Here is a 24797-nt window from a genome sequence, read left to right as displayed (position 1 = left end):
TTTGGGGGCCGCTACGCAGCCCAGCGGGAGCAAGCTCCCTCGCCACGACGATCATCGACACCCGATCTGTCTGCCAGACGATTATCAACACCAGGCATGTCTGTTATCAGCCCCAAAGCCTGTCCCTGGGCGCCATAACGCTTTAGCCTCTCGCCATCCCACCTGTTGACTGACGAGATTGCCATGAGTGCCCATCCCCTCACCCTGCACGCCGGCGCCAGCCTGACACGAGGCATGGTCCTGCTCTTTGCCTTCTGCTGCGGCGCCATCGTTGCCAATCTCTACTACGCCCAACCCATCATCGAACTGATCGCCCCCGACGTGGGCCTGAGCAGCACCATGGCCAGCCTGATCGTCTCGCTGACCCAGATCGGTTATGCCCTGGGGCTGTTTTTCCTGGTGCCATTGGGTGACTTGCTGGAAAACCGCCGCCTGATGATCGTCACCACCTTCGTATCGATCGCCAGCCTGTTGGGCGCGGCGTTCACCGACCAGCCCAACGTGTTCCTGCTGGTCTCGCTGCTGGTGGGCTTCAGTTCGGTGTCGGTGCAGGTGCTGATCCCCCTGGCGGCGCACCTGGCCCCGGAGCAAACCCGTGGGCGCGTCGTGGGCAGCATCATGGGCGGCTTGCTGCTGGGGATCCTGCTGGCGCGGCCGGTGGCGAGCGTGGTGGCCGACCACTTCGGCTGGCGCGCGATGTTCATGATCGCGGCCGCCCTGATGGCAGCCATCAGCATCGTCCTGGCGCTGACCGTGCCCAAGCGCCAGCCTGACCATCGTGCCTCCTATGGTCAGTTGCTGCGCTCGCTCGGCACCCTGCTGCGCCAGCAACCGCTGTTGCGCCAGCGTGCGCTTTACCAGGCCGGCATGTTTGCCACCTTCAGCCTGTTCTGGACCGCCGCGCCGTTGGAGCTGGCACGCAACCATGGCTTGTCCCAGTCCGAAATCGCCTTGTTCGCCCTCGTCGGTGCCCTGGGTGCGATCGCCGCGCCCATCGCCGGTCGCCTTGCGGATGCCGGCCATACCCGCGTGGCTTCGCTGCTGGCGATGCTGTTCGCCAGCCTGAGCTTCCTGCCGGCGTTCATCCATCCGCTCTACAGCGTCATCGGCCTGGCCGTCACTGGCGTGGTACTGGATTTCTGCGTGCAAATGAACATGGTGTTGGGCCAGCGCACCATCTACACCCTCGACGCCAAAAGTCGCAGCCGCCTGAACGCGCTGTACATGACCAGCATCTTCGTCGGTGGCGCGTTCGGCTCATCGATTGCCAGCGCGGTGTACGAACACGGTGGCTGGCTGTGGGTGGTGATTGTCGGCAGTGCATTCCCGCTGCTGGTGCTGCTGCGCTTCTTGAGTGCTTCGCGCAAGGCATCCCTGGCGACGGCTTGAGGATCGAGCGGCAAAAAAAATGCCCGGGCGCCATGGCGACCGGGCATTTTTCATCGAGGGTCAGACCCGTACATTGCCACGCGGCCCGGCGATCGCCCAGATGATCAGCCCCAGCACTGGCAACAGCAGGATCAGCAGCACCCACAGGACTTTCATCCCCACTTCAGCACCGCTCTTGAGCACATTGATGATCGCCCAGATATCGAGCGCCAGGATAATCAGGCCGATCAGGCCATTGAAGGTGGAACCCATGGTGTCGCTCCCTAATAGTGATAGCCACACTTAGGATAGCCGGGCCGCGCCAAGGGTTCCGTTTATTGCCTCAGACGTGGACCGCGACCTTGAGGGCTTCCAAGGCCGGCGCAGCGGCAATGCCCACTTGCGCGCACAGCTGCAGCACCCGCGGGACGTCGTCGCCGAACACCAGCACCATCTGCAACTCATCGTCCAGCAGTTGGCTGAAGTTCATCAGCACATAGCCGCCGCTTTCCTTGCTCAGGCTGCTCATCTGGATCTGGATGCGGTTGAGGGCGGTCAGCGCCTCGGTTTTCGCCAGCTGCTTGGGCTTGAGGTTGAACGCCACGCCTGGGCCGAACGAGGCGACGATCTGTTCGAACAGTTCGACGTAGGTGTCGGCCTGGAACAGCACGGTATCCGGCAGGCTGCCCACCACGACCCACTCGCCCAGCGGGATCGGGAAGGTGTCGTCGTAGTTGACGTCCGGATTGGCCGCCAGGAAAGCCGCCGGATCGGCGTAGGCCTGGGCCGCTTCGTCGGCGATTCGCGCAATGTCAGCCTCGCCGAGGCAGCCGGAGCTGATTTTGCTGATGAGTTCGACGAGGGCGTCTTTCATGGGGTGGATCCTGTGGATAAGGGGATGCGAGGGCGCGCAGGATACTCCATCGCGTCCCTGGCGTCAGGCAGCTGTGGCGAGGGAGCTTGCTCCCGTTGGGCTGCGAAGCAGCCCTGGCGTCAGCGCTCGTAATCCAACAGGCGTGCCCCGTTTTTGCGTTACGACTGCTACGCAGCCGAGCGGGAGCAAGCTCCCTCGCCACACAATCAACGGCCTGCGCCCCAACCGCCAGTACCGTCCGAGGCCTCAGCCCAACAACTTCTCCAACTGCGCCGTCGTGTCCACCGCGCCCATGGTCCGGGCGGCGTCCAGGGCCGAGGCGCCGTTGGCGTCCTTGGCTCGCGGATCGGCCCCCTTGCTGATCAGGTAGTCGACAATTTCCACCCGATTGAACATCGCCGCCATCATCAACGCGGTGCGACCGTCGAAGGATGAGCCCTCCACCTGCGCGCCGCCGTCCACCAGCGCCGACACCACGGCCAGGTCGCCCTTGAACGCCGCGCCGGCAATCGGGCTCTGGCCGTTGTCGTTGCGCACTTCCGGGTCGGCCTTGTGTTCCAGCAAGACTTTTACCGTTTCCACATGCCCGTGGTAGGCGGCCAGCATCAGCAAGGTGTCACCCTTGTGGTTGCGCAGGTTGGGCGGCAGGCCCTTGCTCAGCAACGCTGCCATCATGGCGGCGTCACCCTGGCGGGCGACGTTGAACACCTGCTCGGCAAACTCCGCAGCCTCTTCCGGGGTCATCTGGCGGCTTGTATCGGACATGAGTCACTCCCTTTGGGCATTCGCAAAGCGGCTAGTTTCCCGACGGACCCGGACCCTGTCATCCCTTTTTTCTCTGTGGCGGCCATAGCCAGGATCAATAGCGCCATTGCCCACCCTGGATCTGGTCGGCCAGCGACCGGTCCACCCGCACGTAGGTCGTGGTGCCGGGCAGCCAGGCATAGACCGGCTCGTCACCGGTGACGCAAGGGTCGAACGCTTCAGCCTTGAGGCGAGTCTTCTGGTACTTGAAGGTGCAGGTGGTGTCCATTTTCACCTTGATGCGCAGGAACAGTGGCACCGCATACGCCGGCAACTTGCCGTGCAAGAATTGCAGCAGCTCGCTGAAATCCAGGGTCGCCAGGGATTCGGACGGGGTAATCGCCGCCATGCCGGCCCGGCCGTTGGTGCCCTGGATCTCCACGCCATAAGCCACCGCCTCGGCCACTTGCGGATGTTGCAGCAGCACGTTTTCCACCTCCGTGGTGGAGACATTTTCGCCCTTCCAGCGGTACGTGTCGCCGAGGCGATCGACGAACTGCCCATGGCCGAAGCCGATGTTGCGCAGCAGGTCGCCGGTGTTGAAGTAACGATCACCAGGCGCGAAAACATCCCGGTAGATGATCTTCTCGGTCTTGGCCGGGTCGGTGTAGCCGTCCAGCGGTGCCTTGTCGTCGATCCTTGCCAGCAACAGACCCGGTTGGCCCTTGGGGACTTTCTGCATGCGCCCTTGCAGGTTGCGCAAAGGCAGGCCGCTGTCGTGGTCGTATTGCACCAGCTCCCAGCCCATCAGCGAGAAGCCGACCGTGTTGTCGAAATTCAGGACGTTGGTGAAGCCGATGTTGCCGTCGCTGGCCGCGTACAGCTCACAGACGTGCTCGACACCAAAGCGCGACTTGAAGGTTGACCAGGCCCCCGGTCGCAAGCCGTTGCCGACCATTTTCTTCACTCCGTGCCGGCGGTCCTCGCTGACGGCAGGCTGGTCGATCAGGTAACGGCACAGCTCGCCGACATAGCCCAGGGTGGTCGCCCGGTAACGACGCACATCGCTCCAGAACTGGCTGGCGCTGAACTTGCGCCGGATCGCCAGGGCCGAGGCTCCGCAAATCGCCGCCCCCCAGCACACGCACAGGCCCGTGGCGTGGTACAGCGGCAAGGTGCAATACAGGACATCGTCGGGCTGCATGTCCAGGGCAATCAAACCGAAGCTGGTGGAGGTGCGCATCCAGCGCCCATGGCGAAACACCCCGGCCTTCGGCAAGCCCGTGGTGCCCGAGGTGTAGAGATAGAAGCAAGGGTCGTTGAAGAACACCTGTCGGCTGCACGCCGGGTTTTCGGCGCACGCGTCATTGCTGCCAGTCATCAGGTCGACGAACCCGGGCGCAACACCGGCGCTGTCCTCGTCCGCCACCCACCAGGTTCGAGCCTGCGGCAGCCCGACACGGCGGCGCACGTCGTCAAACGCCGCGACCCGCTCCTCGCCCACCACGATGGCGACGGGCGCAACGAGGGCCAGGCTGTGCACCAGGGCGTCTCCCACCTGGGCGGTATTGACCATGGCGCTGACCGCGCCGACCTTCGCCACCGCCAGCACGGTGATCAACAACTGGGGCCGGTTCTCGATGAACACCGCCACGCAGTCGCCCTTCCCGATGCCCTGCGCCAACAGGTAGTGGGCGATGCGATTGGCCTGCTCATTGACCTGTGCATAACTCAACACGGTATCGCCATACAGCAGCGCCGCGCCCCGGGGGTTGCGTTGGGCGGCCTGTTCGAAGCACCAGCCCAGGCCGCAAGGCTGGGTCGGGTCTTGGACGTTGGCCAACTTCATGCCCTTGACGATTCGTGGCACGGCCCTGGCAATGGCGGGCAACTTGCGCAACATCATGCCCCAGGTGATGGCATCGCCGGTTGTCCGACTCATGGTGTTCTTCCCTGTCCGACCCTGTGGGCCTGTTTTTGTGTTGGCGGGGACTGCAGCTCGATTGCGCTCGAAAGTACGCCTGGGCTAGCGACGCTGTACATGCGGTTTTTGCAATGTTTTGTATCCGCAAAACAGCCGCAGGCGAAGCGGGAGCGCCGGGAGGGCAATTGGTTCCCAAAAAAATGGCCCCACCCCGCAAAATGCAGGATGCACGATGGCCATTCATGCAAGATGCACGAAACCAAAAATCGTAGATTTTTTTAAGATGCTGTTTTTAAAGGACTTTTTAAATAAAGCGAGGCTGGCACAGACACTGCAACTACCCCTCCACGGTTTGCTAACAAGACCATGGAGCAGTCAAATATGAACATGATTCAAGAGAAGTTCGCGTCCCTGTTTTCCAACTACGAAGTGACCACCCAAGCCCGCCCGGATGGCGGCATCCTGCTGACCTTGCGCAACAGCGAAGGCAAACTGTTCAAGCGCACGATTTCCTATGCCCAGCTGCATGCCGGCGACCAGCTGTCGTGGGCCATCAGCGCAATCCGCCGCGACCTGGCCGAACAAGCCAGCGAGTTGCCACAGATTGCCATGCTGCAAAGCCAGCACCGTTTCGCCCTGCCGACCTATCACAGCGCCTGATCCTGGCCCCTCAGGAACCAGCAGAAACACCCCTTTGTGGGAGCGATCCCGCTCGCGAAGACGGAACATCAGCCAGCCTATCCGCCGACTGACCCACCGCTTTCGCGAGCAGGCTCGCTCCCACGGTTTTTTAGTCTTCCAGGCGCGGGAACCGGCCGGCAATGTCGTTGCCGGTGAATTGCGCATCGGCGCACTCGGCGTTCGCCAGGCGAAGCGTAATGAAATGCGGTTGCTCGCCCATGTCGAACCAGCGCGGCATTCCAGCCGGCAAGGTAATCAGGTCATTCTTTTCGCACAGCACGGCGTAGACGTAATCGTCGATGTGCAGAGCGAACAGCCCACGACCCACGACGAAAAATCGTACTTCCTCTTCAGCCTGGCTGTGCTCGTCAAGGAGCCGGGCGTGCAATTCGGCGTCTTGCGGATCATCGCGGGTAACACGCAGGACCTGCACCGAGGCGTAGCCGCGCTCGGTCATCAGGGTGTCGATCGAGTGGCTGTAGGCCGCGATGATGTCTTCCTGGCGAGCACCGGGGGGGATGCTCGTCGCGGGCTGCCACCGATCGAAGCGAACGCCCTGTTCGGCCAGGGTCGCGACGATGTCTTCGAAGTGAGTCAGCACCTTGTTCGGCAGATCGGGGGTCGAGACGTGGTAGACGGACAGGCTGCTCATGACAATGGTTCCAGGATAATAATGGTTCGAAGGCTCATGGCCGGTGCTCTTGCATGCGTGTCGCAATGATAACGGCAGCAGCAAGGGCAGCGAGGCTGGCCAGGCTGAATGTCCAGCTGGCGCCCAGGGCGTTCCAGCTGTAGCCGGAATACAAGGCGCCCAACGCCCCGCCGGTGCCGGCCAACGCCGCATACAGCGCCTGGCCCTGGCCCTGCTGGCGAGGGCCGAAACTGCGTTGCACGAAATGGATGGCCGCGGCGTGGAAACTGCCGAAGGTCGCCGCATGCAGCACCTGGGCGAACAACAGCACCCAGAGAAACTCCGCCAACGAACCGAGCAGCAACCAGCGCAACGCCGCCAACAGGAAACTGGCCAGCAGCACACGGCGCACCGAAAAGCGCGCCAAGATCCGGCTCATCAGCAAGAACACCAGCACTTCCGCCACCACGCCGACCGCCCAGAGCAGGCCAATCAGCCCACGGCTGTAGCCCAACTGCTCCAGGTGCAATGTCAGGAAGGTGTAATACGGCCCATGGCTGACCTGCATCAGGCCCACGCAGATGTAGAACGCCAGCACACCAGGGTTGCGCAATTGCCGCACGAAGCCCTCCCCCGCCACCCGCGGCCCCTGCAACGGCTGGGCGTTGGGGACCCAGAAGCTGGCGAGCACGATACCGGCCATGATCAGCACCAGCGCCACCGGGTAGATGTCCAGGCTCAGCCATTGGAACAACCGCCCCAGCAACACCACCGTGATGATGAAGCCGATGGAACCCCACAGGCGGATCTGGCTATAGCGCGAAGCCTGCCCGCTCAAGTGTGCAAGGGTGATGACCTCGAATTGAGGCAGCACCGCGTGCCAGAAGAACGCGTGCAGCGCCATCACCATTGCCAGCCAGGCGTAGCTTTTGTCGATGAAGATCAGCGAAAAGGCCAACAACGTGCAGAGGGCGCCAAAGCGCACGATGGCCAGGCGCCGGCCGGTGTAGTCCCCCAGCCAACCCCAGATGTTCGGTGCCACGCAACGCATCAGCATGGGGATCGCCACCAGCTCGCCAATGCGCGCCGCGTTGAACCCCAGGTGATCGAAGTACAACGCCAGGAACGGCGCCGTCGAACCGAGCAACGCGAAATAGAACAGGTAGAAACTGGAAAGCCGCCAGTACGGCAATGCCGCCATGGTCGTCAGGCCACGGCGGCCGGCTGGTCAGCCATCAAAGCTGACCCAGCACCGGGGTGCTCACCCGTACATCGGCGTTCTGGCCACGATGGCGCAGCAGGTGATCCATCAGCACGATCGCCATCATGGCCTCGGCGATCGGTGTGGCACGGATGCCGACACAGGGGTCATGACGGCCCTTGGTGATGACGTCCACGGGGTTGCCCTGGGTGTCGATGGAGCGGCCCGGCGTGGTGATGCTGGACGTGGGCTTCAACGCCAGGTGCGCGACGATCGGCTGGCCCGAGGAAATGCCGCCGAGGATCCCGCCGGCGTTGTTGCTGAGGAAGCCCTGCGGGGTCAGCTCATCGCGGTGCTCCGTGCCCCGTTGGGCGACGCAGGCGAAACCGGCGCCGATCTCTACGCCTTTCACCGCGTTGATGCTCATCAGCGCGTGGGCCAGCTCGGCGTCGAGGCGGTCGAAGATCGGCTCGCCGAGGCCGGGCATGACCCCTTCGGCCACCACGGTGATCTTCGCGCCCACCGAATCCTGGTCACGCCGCAGTTGGTCCATGTAGGCCTCCAGTTCGGGCACCTTGTCCGGGTCGGGGCAGAAGAACGCGTTCTGCTCCACCGAGTCCCAGGTCTTGAACGGGATTTCGATCGGGCCCAACTGGCTCATGTAGCCGCGGATGACGATGCCCTGGCTGGCCAGGTATTTCTTGGCGATGGCCCCGGCCGCCACGCGCATGGCCGTTTCCCGGGCCGAACTGCGGCCGCCGCCACGGTAGTCGCGCTCACCGTACTTGTGATGGTAGGTGTAGTCGGCATGGGCCGGGCGAAACAGGTCCTTGATGGCCGAGTAGTCCTTGGACTTCTGGTCGGTGTTGCGGATCAGCAGGCCGATGGCGCAGCCGGTGGTGCGCCCTTCGAAGACGCCAGACAGGATTTCGACCTCGTCGGCCTCCTGGCGCTGGGTGGTGTGGCGGCTGGTGCCGGGCTTGCGGCGGTCGAGGTCACGCTGCAGGTCCTCCAGGGCAATCTCCAGGCCCGGCGGGCAGCCGTCGACAATGGCGACCAACGCCGGGCCATGGCTTTCGCCCGCGGTGGTGACAGTGAACAGCTTGCCGTAGGTATTGCCGGACATGCAGGGTGCTCCGTGAAATCGCTGAGAAACTCAACCTTGGATTCGTAGTGGACGCCAGTATACGCAAGCTCCCCGCGTAGTTCATCCTCGAACCTTCTCGGTCGGCGCCAGTCCAACCGGCACCTTCGCAACTAATGGCGTGATGATGTCAAACCTGCTTGTCTTGAGCGTTACCCTGTTCATCGGCCTGTTTTCCAGCCTGGCCCAGGCCACGGTGCTGCAACGTCCGATCAGCCTCGATACGGGCAACGGCGAACTGTTCGGCTCGCTGCTGCTGCCCAAATCCGACACGCCGGTGCCGGTGGTCCTGATCATTTCCGGGTCCGGCCCGACCGATCGCGACGGCAACAACCCGGAGGGCGGGCGCAACGACAGCCTCAAGCGCCTGGCCTGGCTCCTGGCCAGGCACGACATTGCCAGCGTGCGCTACGACAAGCGGGGGGTGGCCGCCAGCCTGGCCGCGACGCCGGACGAGCGTAACCTGAGCGTCGAAGCCTACGTGGCCGATGCCGTGGCCTGGAGCCGCAAGCTGGCCGCCGACCCGCGAATGGGCCCGGTGATTCTGCTGGGTCACAGCGAAGGCGCCTTGATCGCCAGCCTTGCCGCGCCCCAGGCCAACGCCGCGGGCGTGATCTCGGTGTCCGGCAGCGCCCGCCCCATCGACCAGCTCCTGCGCCAGCAACTGGCCAGCCGCCTGCCGGCACCGTTGATGTTGCGCAGCAACGAGTTGCTCGACAGCCTCAAGGCCGGCCGGCCCGACGCGAACGTGCCGCCGGCGTTGCAGGTCATTTTCCGCCCCAGCGTGCAGCCGTACCTGATCTCGCTGTTCCGCCAGGACCCGGCCCAGGCGTTCGCGGCGCTGAAGGTGCCTGCCCTGATCATCCAGGGCAGCCATGACATCCAGGTCAGTGTCGACGATGCCCGGCAGTTGAAAGCCGCCAAGCCCGACGCCGAACTGGCGCTGGTCGAGGGCATGAATCATGTCCTGCGCATCGTGCCCAAGGACGTGAAACAACAACTGGCTTCCTACAAGGACCCCAACCGTCCCCTGGCCGCTGAACTGGGCACGCGCATCCCGGCGTTCATTCGCTCGATCGCTACCCGTTAAACGCTTTTAGCCCTCCAGTCCCGGCGAAAACGGCCGATAAACCGGTGTCGGGCAGCGCAATCGCTGCCGACCCGCCGGCCAGGACAGGATTTGCCGTTATGACTGAAACACCCACTTCACCCGATACCGAAGCCGCTACCGAAGCGACCGCCACGCCTGCGGAGCAGTTGCCTTGGGCGGACGTGCAAGCCGAGCATCACAAAATGCTCCGGCTGGCCCCGCTCAAGACCGACCGCGCCACCGGTGCGCGCCCGCTGCGCTTCGTCGAATTCAGCTACGCCGAACGCCACAGCAAGGAGCGCAGCCTGTTGCGCTTGAGCATCAAGTTGCCCGGCCAGCGCGTGCGCAAGGAACAGAATCACCTGGATGTCTGGGCCGATCACGTCGAAAAGCGCCTGACCTTTTCCCCGGACAACCTGCAGATCGAGCCGATGAACCGTGGCATCGGCCGCTTCCTCGCCGCCCAGGGCATCACCTGGGCGAAGAAACGCTGGTCGGGCTACCGGGTCGACGGCAGCGACCTGAACAACAAGGACGCGCTGAACGAAGACACCCGCCTGCGCCGCGACCGTTTTCTCAAGGCCCAGGGTTTCGAAGTGGTCTACGCCGACGCCCAGCACCTCAAGGGCAGCGTCAAGGCGACCCACGTCGGCGACCTGGCAGGAGACTGGAACACCGAGAAGCTGCAGTTCGTGGAGATCCTCGAAGCCGCGCAGATGTTGCAACAGGCCGAGCAGAACCTGGCGGAACAGGAAGTCCGGCTCAAGCAGCAGGAAGAGAAGGTCAACAAGTTCAAGCGCGAAGACACCGGCCTGCGCTTCACCATCACCTGCCTGGTGGCGTTTGCCATGTTCCAGGCGGGGTTATTGATTTGGATTGCGACGCGGCATTGAGTGCCGGCTGGGGGGGTGGCAAGTTCCCCTGTGGCGAGGGAGCTTGCTCCCGCTCGACTGCGCAGCCGTCGTAGACCTGACAGCGACTGTCTCAAGCCTTTAGAAAGCGGGGGCTGCTGCGCAGCCCAGCGGGAGCAAGCTCCCTCGCCACAAAAAGCGATCGGCAATCCAGAAGATCAAACCCGTGAAGCGAACAGCCCCTGGTGCTGGCGGCACTGCTCGGCGCTGAGCATGAACACGCCATGGCCGCCCCGCTCGAAGTCCAGCCAGGCAAAATCGACCTCAGGGTACAGCGCCTCGACGTGGACCTGGCTGTTGCCCACCTCGACAATCAGCAAGCCCTTCTCGGTCAGGTGATCAGCCGCCTCGGCCAGCATCCGCCGGACCAGGTTCAAGCCATCCTCGCCACAGGCCAGGCCCAGCGCCGGCTCGTGCTGGTATTCCTGGGGCATGTCGGCGAAATCCTGCGCGTCGACGTAAGGCGGATTCGACACGATCAGGTCGAAACGTTGCCCCGGCAGGCCGTCGAAGCCATCACCCTGGACCGTGAACACCCGCTCGTCGACGCCATGGCGCTCGATGTTCTGGTTCGCCACTTCCAGCGCTTCGAACGACAGGTCGGCCAGCACCACTTCGGCTTCCGGGAACTCGTAGGCGCAGGCGATCCCGATGCAGCCGGAACCGGTGCACAGGTCGAGGATTCGCGCAGGCGCCTGGCCCAACCAGGGCTCGAAACGTTTTTCGATCAGCTCGCCAATCGGCGAACGCGGGACGAGTACGCGCTCGTCGACAATGAACGACATCCCGCAGAACCAGGCCTCGCCCAACAGATAGGCCGCCGGGATGCGCTCGTCGATACGCCGGCGCAACAGGCGCTGCAGGTGGACCAGTTCCTCGTCTTCGAGGCGGCAATCCAGGTAGCTATCGGCAATTTCCCACGGCAGGTGGAGTGCGCCCAACACCAGTTGGCGGGCTTCATCCCAGGCGTTGTCGGTGCCATGGCCGAAAAACAGATCCTCCCCATGGAAACGGCTGACGGCCCAACGGATATGGTCGCGCAGGGTGCGAAGGCGGGAAGTGATCACGGCGGCAAACTCCAGAAAAATCGACGGGCGAGTCTACCAGTCAAACACGCCCCACCCAAACACGCCTCAAAGACGAAAGAAAAACTCCGAGGCATTCGTAGGATCTATCCGTTTTTTGCGCAATCTATTGAACAAGACGAGCATCTTGACAAGGCTGTAGGCCAGCAACGGCGCCGCTTGCAATCGAAGCGATTCACAGAACCGCTCAGCCAGAGGACAATGTCGCAAAAGCCCCACCCGAAGGAGCCCCAGAATGTCCGTTCCAAAAACGATGTTTCAACTCAGCGGCCGCGGCTACGCAGCAGCCAACCTGAGTCAAGCGACCCTGATCATCATCGATGCCCAGAAGGAATACCTCGCCGGCCCCTTGGCCCTGAGCGGCATGGATGAAGCAGTCGCGAACATCAAGCAACTGCTCGGCGCGGCCCGTGCAGCCGGTCGGCCGATCGTGCATGTGCGCCACCTGGGCACCCATGGCGGGCTGTTCGATCCACAAGGCGAACGCGGCGAGTTCATTCCGGGACTCGAACCCCAGGACGACGAAACCATCATCGGCAAGCTGTTGCCCAGCGCCTTCCATGGCACCGAACTGAAAAAACGCCTGGAAGAGTTCGGCCCCCTGGACCTGATCGTCTGCGGCTTCATGAGCCACTCCAGCGTCAGCACCACCGTGCGCGCGGCCAAGAACCTGGGCTTTCGCTGCACCCTGGTGGAGGATGCTTGCGCCACCCGCGACCTGCCGCACAAGGGTGGCGTGCTCAGCGCCGAGCATGTGCACCAGACCGAAATGGCGATCATGGCGGACAACTTCGCCACCCTGGCCCTGACCCGGGACTTCACCTGATCGATCCTTCGATGAGCGGCCACTTTCGCCGCTCATCCGTAAAAGCCTCTCATTTGCCGCAATTGCCCTAGTGTCAGGAACAACCCGAACATCTTCCGGTCGAAGGGCCGATACCCATTGAGGAAGATCGGAATGAAGTTATCCGATGGTTTTGACGCACGTCGCTTGCGGCCCAAAGGCCCGAGCAACTGGCGATTTCGTATCGGCGCGGCGATCGCTGCGCTGCTGGCAACACTCGGTGTCCTGCTGGCCATGGCCGGTGCCGCCAGCCTGTTGGGCCGCCCGCCCGCGCTGGGCGATTTGAACGCCACCCCGCTCGGTTCGGCCATCATCCTGGCAGTCGGCCTGCTCGTCCTGTGGCTGGGTGTCTGGCTCTGGCGCCGCTGCCGCCGCCGCGCCCGTCAATCCCTGGAGCTGGCCATGGCTCCGCATCTCATGAAAAAACACGACTGAGTCGCCATCCGACGTTTTGTCGCGCCTGATCCCGCCAGAGTTGGGTAAACTGGCCGGCTTCGCGGAGGCTGACATGCAAGACGACGACTTTTCCCTGTTCAAAAGTGCGATCCAGGGCGTAAAACCGATCAAACACGACCGTGCCGAGACCGGCAAGCCCAAGGCCGATCGCGCCCAGATCGCCAAGCTGCGCCAAGCCGCCACCGTGCGCACCGATGCCACGACGGTGGACGGCCTGTCCGACCAGTTCGTGATCGACGTCGGCCCCGAAGATGAACTGATGTGGGCGCGCGACGGCGTCCAGGAAAGCCAGATGCGCAAGCTGAAGGTCGGCCAGATCCCTTTCGAGGGCAGCCTCGACCTGCACGGCATGAGCGTCGAAAAGGCCCGGGAAACCCTCTGGGCCTTCCTGGCCGAAGCCACCCGGTTCGAAATCCGCTGCGTGCGCGTCACCCACGGCAAGGCCGTGCGCCTGGACGGCAAGCGGCCGATGATCAAGAGTCACGTCAACACCTGGCTGCGCCAGCACCCGCAAGTGCTGGGTTTCACTTCCTGCCAGGCGAAACATGGCGGTGCCGGGGCGGTCTACGTGATGCTCAAGCGCACCATGATGGAAGGTCGCGACGAGTAGCCCTCGATTGCCGAGCTTGCAGCGCCGTGTCCGCCACCGTACCCTTGCCCTTTGCGTAAAATCCCACAGGTAGTTTCATGTCTCTGGAACAGAATTACACCGCGATTCTCGGCCAACTGGGCGAGGACGTCTCCCGCGAGGGCCTGCTCGATACGCCCAAGCGCGCGGCGAAGGCCATGCAGTACCTCTGCCGCGGCTACGAACAGACCCTGGAAGAAGTCACCAACGGTGCCTTGTTCAGCTCTGACAACAGCGAAATGGTGCTGGTCAAGGACATCGAGTTGTACTCGCTGTGCGAACACCACCTGTTGCCTTTCATCGGCAAGGCTCATGTCGCTTACATTCCGAGCGGCAAGGTGCTGGGTCTGTCGAAGGTTGCGCGCATCGTCGACATGTACGCGCGTCGCCTGCAGATCCAGGAAAACCTCAGCCGCCAGATCGCCGATGCGATCCAGAAGGTGACCGGCGCCCTGGGCGTGGCGGTGGTGATCGAGGCCAAGCACATGTGCATGATGATGCGCGGCGTGGAAAAGCAGAATTCCTCGATGATCACCTCGGTGATGCTCGGCGAGTTCCGCGAAAATGCCGCGACGCGCATGGAATTCCTCAGCCTCATCAAGTAAATCGCTTCGTGAAGAAAACCGGCATCGATCGCCGGTTTTTTTTCGCCCGTGAAAAATCAGGTAAGCTTCGCGCTCTCTTCCCGTGCCACGAGACTTATACCGTGATCGTCAAAGCGCTTCGAGTTGGCCTGGGCCAACTGATCATCCTCATCGACTTCATCACCCGTCCCGGCAAGAAACAACGCCCGGCGCAAGCCCAGGCGCAGGTCGACCAGGCAGCCCGCGGCTTGACGCTGTTCCAGTTCCACGCCTGCCCATTCTGCGTAAAAACCCGCCGCACCCTGCACCGCCTGAACGTGCCGGTGGCGTTGCGCGATGCGAAGAACAACGCGCAGGATCGCCAGACGCTGCTGGAGCAAGGCGGCAAGATCAAAGTGCCGTGCCTGCGTATTGAAGAAGATGGCCAGACCACCTGGATGTATGAGTCCAAGGTGATCATCGAGTATCTGGATAAGCGGTTTTCGGCAGTCTGATGACTTTGCAGTGAATGCCAGGGCCTCTTCGCGGGCAAGCCCGCTCCCACAGGAGTAAATGTGAATACAAATCCTGCATTCACACTGAGCCATTGTGGGAGCGGGCTTGCCCGCGAAGAGGCCCGCACAGCCGCCGCAACTACGCGTTATCAAGCCGCCCGCGCAGCCAGCGCCGTCCGCACCACCCCCGCCAATCGACGCAACCCTTCATCCAGTCGCGCCGGGTCAATGTGGCTGAAGTTCAGGCGCAGGTGCCCCGGATGCTGGTCCGGCTCGGGGAAGAACGGCTCCCCGGGCATGAACGCGACGTCGGCCGCCAGCGCGGTGGCGAGCAACGTGCGGGTGTCCAGCGGTTGCTTGAGGGTCAGCCAGAAAAACAGCCCGCCCTGGGGCACGTTCCAATCGGCGATGTCGCAAAAGTGCGTTTGCAGCGCCGCCTGGAACCGATCACGCCGGTCCCGGTAGAAATCCCTCAACTCACTCAGATGACGACGGTACTGCTCGGTGCCGATCCATTGCAGCGCCTGCCACTGGCCGATGCGATTGGTATGCAGGTCAGCCGACTGCTTGAGCCGCAGCAGGTGCGGGAACAGATCCGAACTGGCGATCAGGTACCCCACCCGTAGCCCCGGCAGCAGGGTTTTCGACACGGTGCCGGTGTAGATCCAACTGGCCTTCTTCAGGCGACTGGCAATCGGGGTGGCACTGGCGCCGTCAAAGGTCAGTTCACGGTACGGTTCGTCTTCCACCAAGGTGACCCCGAACTCGTCCAGCAGCGCCGCCACCGCGTCACGCTTGGCCTCGCTGTAGCGCACCGCCGACGGGTTCTGGAACGTCGGGATCAGGTAGATGAACGCGGGCCGATGCCGCTCCAGCCGGGCACGCAGCGCGTGCAGGTCGGGACCATCGGCCTCCAGGGGAACGGTCATGCAAGCGGCACCGAACAACTGGAAAATCTGCAGCGCCGCCAGGTAGGTCGGCGCTTCCAGCAGCACTTCGGTGCCCACGTCGATGTGCAACTTGGCCGCCAGGTCGAGGGTTTGCTGGGAGCCGCTGACCACCAGCACCTGGCTCGCCTCACAGGCCAGGCCCAGCGAACGCGCCTGCGCTGCCAGGGCTTCGCGCAACGCCGGCTCACCTTCGCTCATGCCGTATTGGCCCATGGACAACGGCATGGCTGCCCACTCCACCTTCGGCAACATGGCTTCGGCCGGCAGGCCACCGGCGAACGACATCACTTCAGGGCGCTGCGCCGCGGCGAGGATTTCTCGGATCAAGGAGCTTTTGAGGCGCGAGACACGTTCGGAAAAAGCCATGAGGTCACCTGTAGCCGGTCGCTGGAAAAATGAGTCAAACTGGTTGACCGAAATTACCTCGCCCTTTCTGGATACGTCAATATGCTTGACCTTAAAAACCCGACTTCACAGCAAATGGCCATGGAAGCGTTCTTCTTCGGTTACCAGGCGTTCACCGCCAAGGCCGATGAAATGCTTGAGCGCCGCGGATTGAGCCGGGTCCACCAGCGCATCGTTTTCTTCATCGCCCGCTACCCGTCGTTGAGCGTGAAAGAACTGCTGGCGCTACTCGGCGTCAGCAAGCAGGCGTTGAACATGCCGTTGCGCCAGTTGATGGAAATGCATCTGGTCAACAGCCTCGCCTCCGAGACCGACAAGCGTAAGCGGCTGCTGGAATTGACGGCCGAGGGCGAGCGGTTCGAGCAGGCGCTGCGGCGTGAACAGGTGAAATTGCTGGAGCGGGTGTTCACCGAGGCCGGGGAGACCGCGGTCAATGGCTGGCTCGCGGTTAACCAGGCGCTCGGCAAGGGGCCTGCGGACTGATTCCGGCCCGCAGTTTTCCGGGCTGACGCTTTCGCGAGCCCGCGAACGCCGATATACCCTTCTCCCCCGTTTTTTAGTCCACAACACAAAAAACATTATTTGCTTTATTTGTATACAAAAGCATAATTCGCTTCGTGCGAGTTCCTGACCAATAGGTCAACAAAACGTCGCCAGCCTTACCTGCCTCAAAGCCTCGCAGCCCTCCTCAGGGTCTGCGGTGCTGGAAATAACAATAAAACTCTTGAGGAGTACTCGCTGTGGAAAGCCGCAAACCCGAAGCCCGGACGCTGGACCTCTCGCCGCCATCACGCAGTGGCTGGTTGGAGCGCATCTTCAAACTCAGCGTGCACGGCACCACGGTGAAGACCGAATTGATTGCCGGCCTGACGACCTTCATCACCATGGCCTACATCATTTTCGTCAACCCCAACATCATGGCCGACGCCGGCATCGATCACGGCGCCGCGTTTGTCGCCACCTGCATCGCCGCCGCGCTGGGGTGCCTGTTGATGGGGCTGTACGCCAACTGGCCGGTGGGACTGGCGCCAGGCATGGGTCTGAACGCATTCTTCACCTACACCGTGGTCGGCACCATGGGCTACAACTGGGAAACCGCGCTGGGCGCGGTGTTCATTTCCGGCGTGTTGTTCATGTTCCTGACCCTGTCGCGGGTGCGCGAGTGGCTGCTCAACAGCATTCCGGTAAGCCTGCGGTTCGCCATGGGCGCCGGGGTCGGCTTGTTCCTTGGGTTGATCGGCCTGAAAACCGCCGGGATCGTCGTCGACAGCCCGGCGACCCTGATCAAGCTCGGCTCGCTGCGTGAACCCGGCCCGCTGCTGGCCGCCGTGTGCTTCCTGATGATCGCGGTGCTCAGTTACCACCGGGTGTTCGGCGCGATCCTGATCAGCATCATTGCCGTGACCCTGGCCGGCTGGGGCCTGGGGCTGGTGCACTACAACGGGGTGATGTCGACGCCGCCGAGCCTGGCGCCGACCTGGATGGCCATGGACGTGGCCGGCGTGTTCAACATCAGCATGATCAGCGTGGTGCTGGCCTTCCTGTTCGTGCACATGTTCGACACCGCCGGCACCTTGATGGGCGTTGCCCAGCGCGCCGGGCTGGTGAAGGCCGACGGCAAGATCGAAAACCTGTCCCGCGCCCTGAAGGCCGACAGTGCTTCCAGTGTCTTCGGCGCCATGGTCGGCGTGCCGCCCGTGACCAGCTACGTGGAAAGCGCCGCCGGTGTGGCCGCGGGTGGTCGCACGGGGCTTACCGCCGTGACCGTCGGTGTGCTATTTATTGCCGCGATGTTCTTCGCGCCACTGGCAGGGATGATCCCGGCCTACGCCACGGCCGGCGCGCTGATCTACGTCGCGATGCTGATGATGGGCGGCATGGCGCACATCGAATGGGACGAGCCGACCGACAGCATCCCGGCCATTGTCACGGCCATCATGATGCCCCTGACATTCTCGGTGGCCGACGGCATCGCACTGGGCTTCATCACCTATGTGGTGCTCAAGGCCGGCACCGGCAATCACAAGGACATTTCCGTCAGCCTGTGGGTGCTCTGCGCGATCTTCATCGCCAAGTTCATCTTCTTGTAAGCGGCCCCCCTATCCACCGCCTCACCCTTGGGTGAGGCTTTTGTACATCAGGAGCAAAGCAATGAATCTGGAAACCTGGCTGTTGTTCAGTGGCGCCGCGCTGGTGGTGATCCTCATCCCCGGGCCCCTGTCGCTGTTGATGATCGGCAACAGCCTGAACTACGGCCTGCGACGCTCGTACCCGGCATTCCTTGGCGGGGTGATTGCCTCGATCTGCCTGCTGAGCGCTTCGGCGCTGGGGCTCGGCGCATTGCTGCTGGCCTCGGAAAAACTCTTCAGCGGCCTGAAAATCGCCGGCGCGCTGTACCTGTTCTATCTGGCTTGGCAGAGCTGGCAGCAATCGCGCCAGCCCTCCCAGGGCGCCGAGGTGCCCCAGGCCGCCGCCGTGCCGCGCTTTCGCGCACTGTTCGGCCGGGCCTTCGTGTTGGGCGCCAGCAACCCGAAGGACATCCTGTTCTTCGCTGCCTTCCTGCCGCAGTTTCTGAGCGCCGAACAGCCGTTCCTGCCCCAACTGTTGATCATGATCGCCACCTGGACCGTCCTCGACCTGCTATGCAAGCTGGCCTACGGGTTCGGCGCCCACGGCGCGGCGCGATACCTGCGCACGGGCAAGGGCCAGAGCTGGTTCAACCGCATCAGCGCTGGCCTGTTTGGCGGCGCAGGCGCGGCATCGCTGATGTCCGCCCACTGAGCGTCGATCAGCGATGGACTGTTTTTACACAAGCTATCGCGTTGGGCTCGTGGCTCCTCATCCCTTGACTCACGACATTCAGACCCACTCGGCCAGTGTTCACCCTTTAATTTCTGAAGTACCGACGCCGATACCTGACACTCTAGGCTCTGCCTGAAAAGCCTTGATACTCGTTCATGCTGCGTTGAAAACCAGCTCGGAATGCTCATTTACTCCAGTAAACTCCGCTTCCTCGCCGGTTTTCGCCTTGCCTGACCTTCGTCTCAAGACTTTTCAAACAGAGCCTAGTGCCCATCCTCGATGAGCATTAGGCGTCAGAGTATGGCGGGGCACACCTTCCGATTGTTATAGACAAGGCCTTTAGACCCTTACTCCGCCAGACTTGGGTATTGAACAAAACTGCAACACCATCACAACAAAAAACCTTCAGATCCCCCCTCAAAAGTATAAACATCTGAAACACCTTGGTTTTTAATCGCCACCTTACAGTTCGCGATTAAAAACCAATACAGATTATTTTTCCTCTCTCATGGAAAGCCAAAAAAACGCAACTACCCTAGGCCCTATAAGTGCTACGTACAAAGCGAGTTCACACCAGCACTTAATCCATGCAAGAGGGCGTCATCCATGGGGCAATGGGACACAGAAAAACTGCAAGCCATAACGTCAAGCCAGCTAATAAAAAGCGCTTTTGAGGACTTCCAATCATCCGCAGCACAACTAGGCTTCAATCGTTGTTCGATCCTGGTGTTTTCAACCAACGACTGCAACACCCCTCTACTCACGCTCAATAACCTACCCACGACCTGGAACGAGTATTTCCAGCGTCAGTACGACTATCGAAACAACCCCATCGTTAAATATTGCCATCATTCCTTATTGCCCGTGCTTTGGAGCAAGCCACTCTTCGAGTCCGTACCCGGCCTGTGGGAAGACCTCAACTTTTTCCAACTGCAGTACGGCATCTCGCATCCCGTGCAAGATCACCGTGGTGTCACGAGCATTTTCAGTTTCTTACAAGACGAACCAGCCACTTCCATAAAAGACTTTCATGGACGAGTGGGTGCGATGCTCTGGTTGGCTACCAGAACCCACACTCATCTGATCGATCAGCTCCTCACGACATTACGTCCCCTGCGACTGAGCCAAAGAGAACTCGATGTTCTCAAATGGACTGCCGAGGGTAAAACCTCAGGTGAAGTGGCTACCATACTTTCGATTTCGGAACGCACCGTAAATTTTCACATACAAGCCATCATCAGCAAATTGGACGTCAAGAATAAAACCAGTGCGGTGACAACAGCTGTCCGAAAGGGGTTGATCTAAAGCGACACACGAAATCAGCTCCCGCCAGGAACGGAGGATCCAATACTCAACCTGTGCCAACCTACGAGCGAAATTCAAAGAACCGAACGTCAATGCCGGAAGAGATATTCCTCACCCTTGTATTAACACTTTCGGCAGAGGCGCTCGGCTCACAGCGAATGTTTTCGTCGGCAAGCTTAATTTCAACGGCGTAAGGAATATCGACCCTTAAAAACCCAGAGCAACTCACATAAACCATCGGAATCTTCGGATCAACGATAATGGAGACCATACCAAATATATCAGGCTGACTGTTCGGACCCTCACCGACAAAGACAGGAGAAAGCGCTATGCTGCTTTTTACATTGAGCACTTGGGAGTAGCCCTGCTGCTCCGCAATACGGTTTTTGTTCAGCCCGGTCGCGATCAGACTGACATTATCCGGGAGGCTGCTTATATTCAACTCTGCCGCTTGGGGGTGAGCGGCGAACAACGAAACGGTCAAACAACCGACGACAGACATGAGATTGATTACTTTCACAAAACGTTCCCTGTTAGAAAAATTGGCGCAAAGCGCACAATAGCCAAAACCCAAACCTTGTCAAATAAATTCCACTTCCTGCAGACATATTCACTCGCGAAGAAACATCAATAAACATACTTAAAACATTGGCAACCTCTGCCAAGCGCTACCCCACCATTGGGATGTGTGTAACAACGACAGCAAAATCTTTGGCAAAACATGGCAACAACCCATCGATATACACCCCAGGGAAAACACCTTACATAGAAGGCCATTCACGTACCGTTGAACAAGGAAGTTCACCATGGCCGAGGTTACTCCGCCCCACTCCGCCCCTGACGACCACGGTGTCGTCGTCACGGACCTGGGTCTGCAAATGAATGAACACAGCCCCCAGACACTCGATTTTCGAGCGGACGATGCGTCGCCACCCAGCCCCGAAGACGCCCACAGACACGCCCAGCTCAAAGTCGTCGATCAACTTTACGGCCCGCTCCACATCGGCTCCGTAACCATCACCCGTTCAGCCCTGGACGCACTGGGTGCGACGACCGATGGGCAGCCGCTGAACGGTGACAACACGTTCTTTCGCATCCCCAGCCGCTTTTTCCTGGATTCACTGCAGCTCGACCCGGATGCCCTCGAAACCCGCCTGACACTCACCGCCGATGCCAACGACTATCGCCTGCCCACCCTGCTATTCGAAATGGCCAGCCTGCGGTCCCGCGCCGCGCGCCCATTGCTGGGGCAACCCCGGCAAACCCAGGCTGAGCCGGGCAGCAACCGGAGTACGCTGGAGCGGCTCTTGAAACTGGCCCAGAACCTCGACAGCCGTGGGTTGGCGCAACAGTCGCTGAGCTGGTTGAGCCAGACCAAGAGCCATGTGCTCGTTCCTACCGGCCTGGGCCTCCAAGCCTTCGGTATCTACAGCGGCTTGCGAGGCCTGCAAGACGCCATCCGCGACCAGGACGCCTACCAGACGCTGTTCAACGCTGCCAGCGTGAGCGCCGAGGTGGCGTCCATCGGCGTCGAAGCACTGGTGACCCGACAAGCCACCCAGATGATCAAGGCCGGCCAGCGCTCCCTGGAGGACTTCGGCAAGACCACGTTCGCCATCCGCCTGGCCCGAGGCAGTGGCCTGATTGCCAGCGTACTGACCCTGCCTTTCGACATCATCGCCGCCGTCGATGCCTTCAAGGCCGCCGCCTCCGCCACCGGCAAGGAGGCCACCGATCACTACGTCAGCGCCGCGTTGAGCGTCACCAGTGCCTCCATGGCCGTGACCCTGGGTGTCGCCGCCCTGGCCGGGTTCACCTCGGCCGGGCCCGCGGGCCTGGCCGCAGGGCTGATTCTGGTGGTTGGCTCACAAATCTGGGGCGCCATCCGTCAAGTCGATGAAATCGACGACTACCTGCAGCTCACCGTCCATGAACGCTTGCGTACGGGCTGGTTCGCCTTCTGGATGATCAGCCCGGATGACGAAATCCGCGATCGCTACCTCGTCGCCAAGGCCACTGCCGAGCACACCCGTCGACTGCAGGCCAACGCCTTGAAGCTGCTCAAGGGGCCGCTGAAGGAAAGCACCGAGACAATCGTGAACGGCACGTTCCGCGTGGAACTGGAACCGGTGACCTACAACACCTGGAACTGGTGGACCGGCAAGCGTCAGCCGGCGACGACCGTGCGCCCGCGGATCCAGGACAGCGATGACACGATCGATGCACGCGACGGCGTCACCGCCGAGACGCCCGGCGCCGTCATTGAAGCGTCGGCGGACCACAAAGGCATTCATTGGTACATCGGCGGTGGCAATGACACCGTCCTGGGCGCAGAAAACAAACCCAACGTGTTCCATTACGCCAGCGGTCTGAAAACGCTGACCGGCGGGACGAAAGATGACGTGTTCATTTTCGAGGGCTCGCCGCAAATCCTCGCGCAAGAACCGGCGCCCTCGCCCAATCGCCTGGTGGGCGGCGCGGGCAGCGACACGCTGATCCTGGACGGCAGAAACAGCAACTCCCAGGCGCCGCGACTGGGTTATCACGTCGACCTGGAGGCCGGGCAAGTCAGCGTCATCGCCGAAGTGGCGAGCGGCGCCTACCGCGCGACCGTCCTGGAAGGCATCGAACACGTCGAGATCCGTGAGGGCGGCACCAGCGTCATCAAGGGAACGGCCGGCTCGAACACCCTCAAGTCCCGCGGCCACGATTCAATCGAGGCCGGTGCCGGGGATGACCGGATTTTCATCCTCGGCGCCAGCAACCGCAACGCAGATGGCGGCCCGGGGGCCGACGTCTATGCCATTGCCCATCGCCCCGGCCATGTCTGGATCAGCGAAGACGGCGTGGACCACAGCATCATCGCCCTGGACTGGCGCGCGGACCTGATCGAAAGCTGGGCCATCGAAGCGGGCAACCTGGTGATGACGGCCTGCTTCGATGCAAACGACTGGGACGTCCGCACTGTGACCGTCAACAATGTCTACAGCGACACGGCCTACCCAAGGGCACTGCAAAACAGCCGGCTGACCTTCGTCACCCGGGATGGCTTCCATTGGGTGCCCGACCTGCCCGACACCCTCGAGGATGGCAACCGACTCGCCGTCGAAGCCATCATGGTGCAGCAAGGCACACCGCGAAACCCGAGCATCCTGAATGATCGCAGCGAGCTGTCGATCGCCCACGACAGAGACACCAGCTGTTACGTGTCCCGGCGGGTGGAACTCACCACCCTCAACGTCAGGCACAAAAGTGACTGTTCCACCACGCTTCACCTGGACTACAGCCACGCCGAGTTGACCCGGATCGAGGCCCACTACAACGCCCATGTCACCCAGGACGACGAAGGGGACAGCGTCAGGTACGGCGAATGTGGCCTGACGCTGCACTTTGGCAAAAGCCGGGTCATCCTGAACAACCTGGCCAGTTCCGACAAGCGCTACACCGCCCGCGACAAGCCAACCGGGCGCCGGGCCTTTTCCGCCCTGGTGTCGCAGCACGTGTTCATCCTGGTGATGAATGACGGCGCGTCATACCGCCTGGCCCAACCCGCTCCCGGCTACGGCCTGTTGCTGGACAAGCGCTTCATCCACAACGCCCCCGTGAGCTGGACTAGCGAAGCGCCCCAGGCGCTCACGCCCACCCGAAAGCGTTATGCCTACCTCCAACCCCTGGATAAAACGCCCCATTACATGGGCCACCGGGCGACCTGCGCCAAGCTCACGGCCTCTGCGCAACAAAGCGGTGTCGAAGTCCTGATCGGCCAGGGCGCGACCTACCTGGTTCACCTGAGCCCGAACATGACGCTGCGCCTGTCCACACCCGGCGCGCTGGCAGGTGCCACTCCCCGCTTGCCCCACGCCTCCACTTGGGAGCTCGATGCCACGGCCCTCGGCCAGGTCGAGATCAGCCTGGCCGCCAACCAACTGCACATCGGCGCAACGCTCATCCACCTTCCCACCCACGCCGCGCAAGACCTGGTCGACCGGATACGGGTGATTACCGCGCAGGGTGTCGTCTATGGCGTCGACAGCCTGTTCGAGCGGGTCTACGTCGAATCGCTGGATGGCCGCTACCTGGCGCCCATGATCGATGCCGACGCGCCATTGCCCGGCGAACTGGCCAAGCTGTCGTCCGAATCCTTGAAGGTGTCCCACATGGCCCTCAAGGACGGTTCACCCGGCACCTTGAGTTATCACCTTCAGGCTCGTCAATGGCGCCTTGATACAGACCCCTCGCGGGTCATCACGGCGCATCAGCTGAAAAAGACCGAGCTGTGCGATCACCATCTCCAGGTCTATCAGGACCTCGTCCGCGAAGGCCTCAGCCAGCACCCACCCCTGGGCGACAACGCCCTGCGCCTGTTGCGGGAACAGTGCGTGAAACTGGTGGAGGGCTTCACGCTGAGCAGGTCGCTGATGCTGGCCTACGCCGTCAGCTTGAGCCCGACGTTCGGCGCAGAATTCCCCTATTCCACCTGGGTTCGCACGCTCGATGCGGTGCTACTCGAGCAATCGCCGTCTTGATGCGGATTTTGCCGAAGGTTCGTTCGAGCGCCATATCTATGTAGTGCACCCGCCTGCTCTTTTTCACTGAACATCTTCAAGGCCCCAGCCTGTCAGCGCGACAGGCCGCAGGCTCGACCATTTTGTTCCACTCAAGAGCAGACACATTCC

The 24797-nt window shown here is 61.9% G+C and carries 24 protein-coding genes; 14 read left to right on the top strand and 10 right to left on the bottom strand.

The window, feature by feature from the left end:
• Positions 1-183 precede the first annotated feature (183 nt).
• A complete protein-coding gene (locus tag AD664_RS09255) occupies positions 184-1389 on the top strand; it encodes an MFS transporter (RefSeq protein WP_053146054.1) in 1206 nt (401 codons plus the stop codon).
• A gap of 60 nt (positions 1390-1449) precedes the next feature.
• Here AD664_RS09255 and AD664_RS09250 read toward each other — a convergent pair whose 3' ends face one another.
• From AD664_RS09250 to AD664_RS09235, 4 genes are all read right to left on the bottom strand, one after another.
• The gene (locus AD664_RS09250) at positions 1450-1641 is read right to left on the bottom strand and encodes a PLDc N-terminal domain-containing protein (RefSeq protein WP_042731740.1); all 192 of its coding nucleotides are present in this window, start codon (positions 1639-1641) and stop codon (positions 1450-1452) included.
• Between the two features lie 70 nt (positions 1642-1711).
• The gene (locus AD664_RS09245; protein WP_053146052.1) at positions 1712-2242 is read right to left on the bottom strand and encodes a hypothetical protein; all 531 of its coding nucleotides are present in this window, start codon (positions 2240-2242) and stop codon (positions 1712-1714) included.
• 246 nt (positions 2243-2488) lie between these two features.
• On the bottom strand, positions 2489-3007 hold the full coding sequence (locus AD664_RS09240) for an ankyrin repeat domain-containing protein (protein WP_042732340.1): 519 nt from the start codon (positions 3005-3007) through the stop codon (positions 2489-2491).
• Positions 3008-3101: 94 nt separating this feature from the next.
• Entirely contained in the window at positions 3102-4928 is a 1827-nt protein-coding gene (locus AD664_RS09235) for a long-chain-acyl-CoA synthetase (RefSeq protein ID WP_053146051.1), read from the bottom strand.
• A 363-nt stretch (positions 4929-5291) separates the two neighbouring features.
• Here AD664_RS09235 and AD664_RS09230 point away from each other — a divergent pair, with 363 nt between their 5' ends.
• Positions 5292-5570 carry a DUF3509 domain-containing protein gene (locus AD664_RS09230; RefSeq protein WP_042732342.1) on the top strand — a complete coding sequence of 93 codons (279 nt, stop codon included), beginning with the start codon at positions 5292-5294 and terminating at the stop codon, positions 5568-5570.
• Positions 5571-5700: 130 nt separating this feature from the next.
• Here AD664_RS09230 and AD664_RS09225 read toward each other — a convergent pair whose 3' ends face one another.
• The 3 genes from AD664_RS09225 to aroC are packed head-to-tail and all read right to left on the bottom strand — an operon-like array spanning position 5701 to position 8549.
• Positions 5701-6243: an acireductone dioxygenase gene (locus AD664_RS09225; RefSeq protein WP_053146049.1), complete on the bottom strand. Its 543-nt coding sequence runs from the start codon at positions 6241-6243 to the stop codon at positions 5701-5703.
• 34 nt (positions 6244-6277) lie between these two features.
• A complete protein-coding gene (locus AD664_RS09220; RefSeq protein ID WP_053146047.1) occupies positions 6278-7423 on the bottom strand; it encodes an MFS transporter in 1146 nt (381 codons plus the stop codon).
• 34 nt (positions 7424-7457) lie between these two features.
• A complete protein-coding gene (aroC, locus tag AD664_RS09215) occupies positions 7458-8549 on the bottom strand; it encodes a chorismate synthase (RefSeq protein WP_047736471.1) in 1092 nt (363 codons plus the stop codon).
• A 142-nt stretch (positions 8550-8691) separates the two neighbouring features.
• Between aroC and AD664_RS09210 the strand changes: the two genes are divergently transcribed.
• Together AD664_RS09210 and AD664_RS09205 are read left to right on the top strand one after the other, a co-directional pair.
• Positions 8692-9657 carry an alpha/beta hydrolase gene (locus AD664_RS09210; RefSeq protein WP_053146045.1) on the top strand — a complete coding sequence of 322 codons (966 nt, stop codon included), beginning with the start codon at positions 8692-8694 and terminating at the stop codon, positions 9655-9657.
• A gap of 98 nt (positions 9658-9755) precedes the next feature.
• Complete coding sequence (locus AD664_RS09205; RefSeq protein WP_053146043.1) at positions 9756-10550, top strand: hypothetical protein; 795 nt, start codon at positions 9756-9758, stop codon at positions 10548-10550.
• Between the two features lie 176 nt (positions 10551-10726).
• On the opposite strand, the gene prmB is transcribed toward AD664_RS09205, so the two are convergent.
• Complete coding sequence (prmB, locus tag AD664_RS09200) at positions 10727-11635, bottom strand: 50S ribosomal protein L3 N(5)-glutamine methyltransferase (RefSeq protein ID WP_047736474.1); 909 nt, start codon at positions 11633-11635, stop codon at positions 10727-10729.
• Between the two features lie 253 nt (positions 11636-11888).
• Between prmB and AD664_RS09195 the strand changes: the two genes are divergently transcribed.
• From AD664_RS09195 to AD664_RS09175, 5 genes are all read left to right on the top strand, one after another.
• Positions 11889-12479 carry a cysteine hydrolase family protein gene (locus AD664_RS09195; protein ID WP_053146041.1) on the top strand — a complete coding sequence of 197 codons (591 nt, stop codon included), beginning with the start codon at positions 11889-11891 and terminating at the stop codon, positions 12477-12479.
• Between the two features lie 132 nt (positions 12480-12611).
• On the top strand, positions 12612-12932 hold the full coding sequence (locus AD664_RS09190; protein ID WP_042732310.1) for a hypothetical protein: 321 nt from the start codon (positions 12612-12614) through the stop codon (positions 12930-12932).
• A gap of 73 nt (positions 12933-13005) precedes the next feature.
• Positions 13006-13563 (top strand): Smr/MutS family protein, encoded by a 558-nt coding sequence (locus AD664_RS09185; protein WP_053146321.1) that lies wholly within the window; start codon positions 13006-13008, stop codon positions 13561-13563.
• Positions 13564-13640: 77 nt separating this feature from the next.
• Complete coding sequence (gene folE / locus AD664_RS09180; protein WP_053146039.1) at positions 13641-14186, top strand: GTP cyclohydrolase I FolE; 546 nt, start codon at positions 13641-13643, stop codon at positions 14184-14186.
• A gap of 101 nt (positions 14187-14287) precedes the next feature.
• Positions 14288-14659, top strand: a complete 372-nt coding sequence (locus AD664_RS09175) for a glutathione S-transferase N-terminal domain-containing protein (RefSeq protein WP_053146319.1) — start codon at positions 14288-14290, stop codon at positions 14657-14659.
• A gap of 149 nt (positions 14660-14808) precedes the next feature.
• Here the strand turns inward: AD664_RS09175 and AD664_RS09170 are convergent, their stop codons facing one another.
• On the bottom strand, positions 14809-15975 hold the full coding sequence (locus AD664_RS09170; RefSeq protein WP_053146037.1) for a PLP-dependent aminotransferase family protein: 1167 nt from the start codon (positions 15973-15975) through the stop codon (positions 14809-14811).
• A gap of 81 nt (positions 15976-16056) precedes the next feature.
• Here AD664_RS09170 and AD664_RS09165 point away from each other — a divergent pair, with 81 nt between their 5' ends.
• From AD664_RS09165 to AD664_RS09150, 4 genes are all read left to right on the top strand, one after another.
• Entirely contained in the window at positions 16057-16497 is a 441-nt protein-coding gene (locus tag AD664_RS09165; protein ID WP_053146035.1) for a MarR family winged helix-turn-helix transcriptional regulator, read from the top strand.
• Positions 16498-16754: 257 nt separating this feature from the next.
• Positions 16755-18104, top strand: a complete 1350-nt coding sequence (locus AD664_RS09160; protein WP_053146033.1) for an NCS2 family permease — start codon at positions 16755-16757, stop codon at positions 18102-18104.
• A gap of 61 nt (positions 18105-18165) precedes the next feature.
• A complete protein-coding gene (locus AD664_RS09155) occupies positions 18166-18795 on the top strand; it encodes a LysE family translocator (protein ID WP_053146031.1) in 630 nt (209 codons plus the stop codon).
• 627 nt (positions 18796-19422) lie between these two features.
• Positions 19423-20121, top strand: a complete 699-nt coding sequence (locus AD664_RS09150) for a LuxR C-terminal-related transcriptional regulator (protein WP_053146030.1) — start codon at positions 19423-19425, stop codon at positions 20119-20121.
• A gap of 61 nt (positions 20122-20182) precedes the next feature.
• On the opposite strand, the gene AD664_RS09145 is transcribed toward AD664_RS09150, so the two are convergent.
• On the bottom strand, positions 20183-20641 hold the full coding sequence (locus AD664_RS09145) for a hypothetical protein (RefSeq protein ID WP_053146028.1): 459 nt from the start codon (positions 20639-20641) through the stop codon (positions 20183-20185).
• 286 nt (positions 20642-20927) lie between these two features.
• Here AD664_RS09145 and AD664_RS09140 point away from each other — a divergent pair, with 286 nt between their 5' ends.
• Positions 20928-24647, top strand: a complete 3720-nt coding sequence (locus AD664_RS09140) for a calcium-binding protein (RefSeq protein WP_053146027.1) — start codon at positions 20928-20930, stop codon at positions 24645-24647.
• Positions 24648-24797 lie beyond the last annotated feature (150 nt).

This window comes from Pseudomonas sp. P97.38 (genome assembly GCF_001269745.1).
GTDB classification, from domain to species: Bacteria; Pseudomonadota; Gammaproteobacteria; order Pseudomonadales; family Pseudomonadaceae; genus Aquipseudomonas; species Aquipseudomonas chlororaphis_E.
This window is presented reverse-complemented; position numbering and strand designations above follow the sequence as displayed.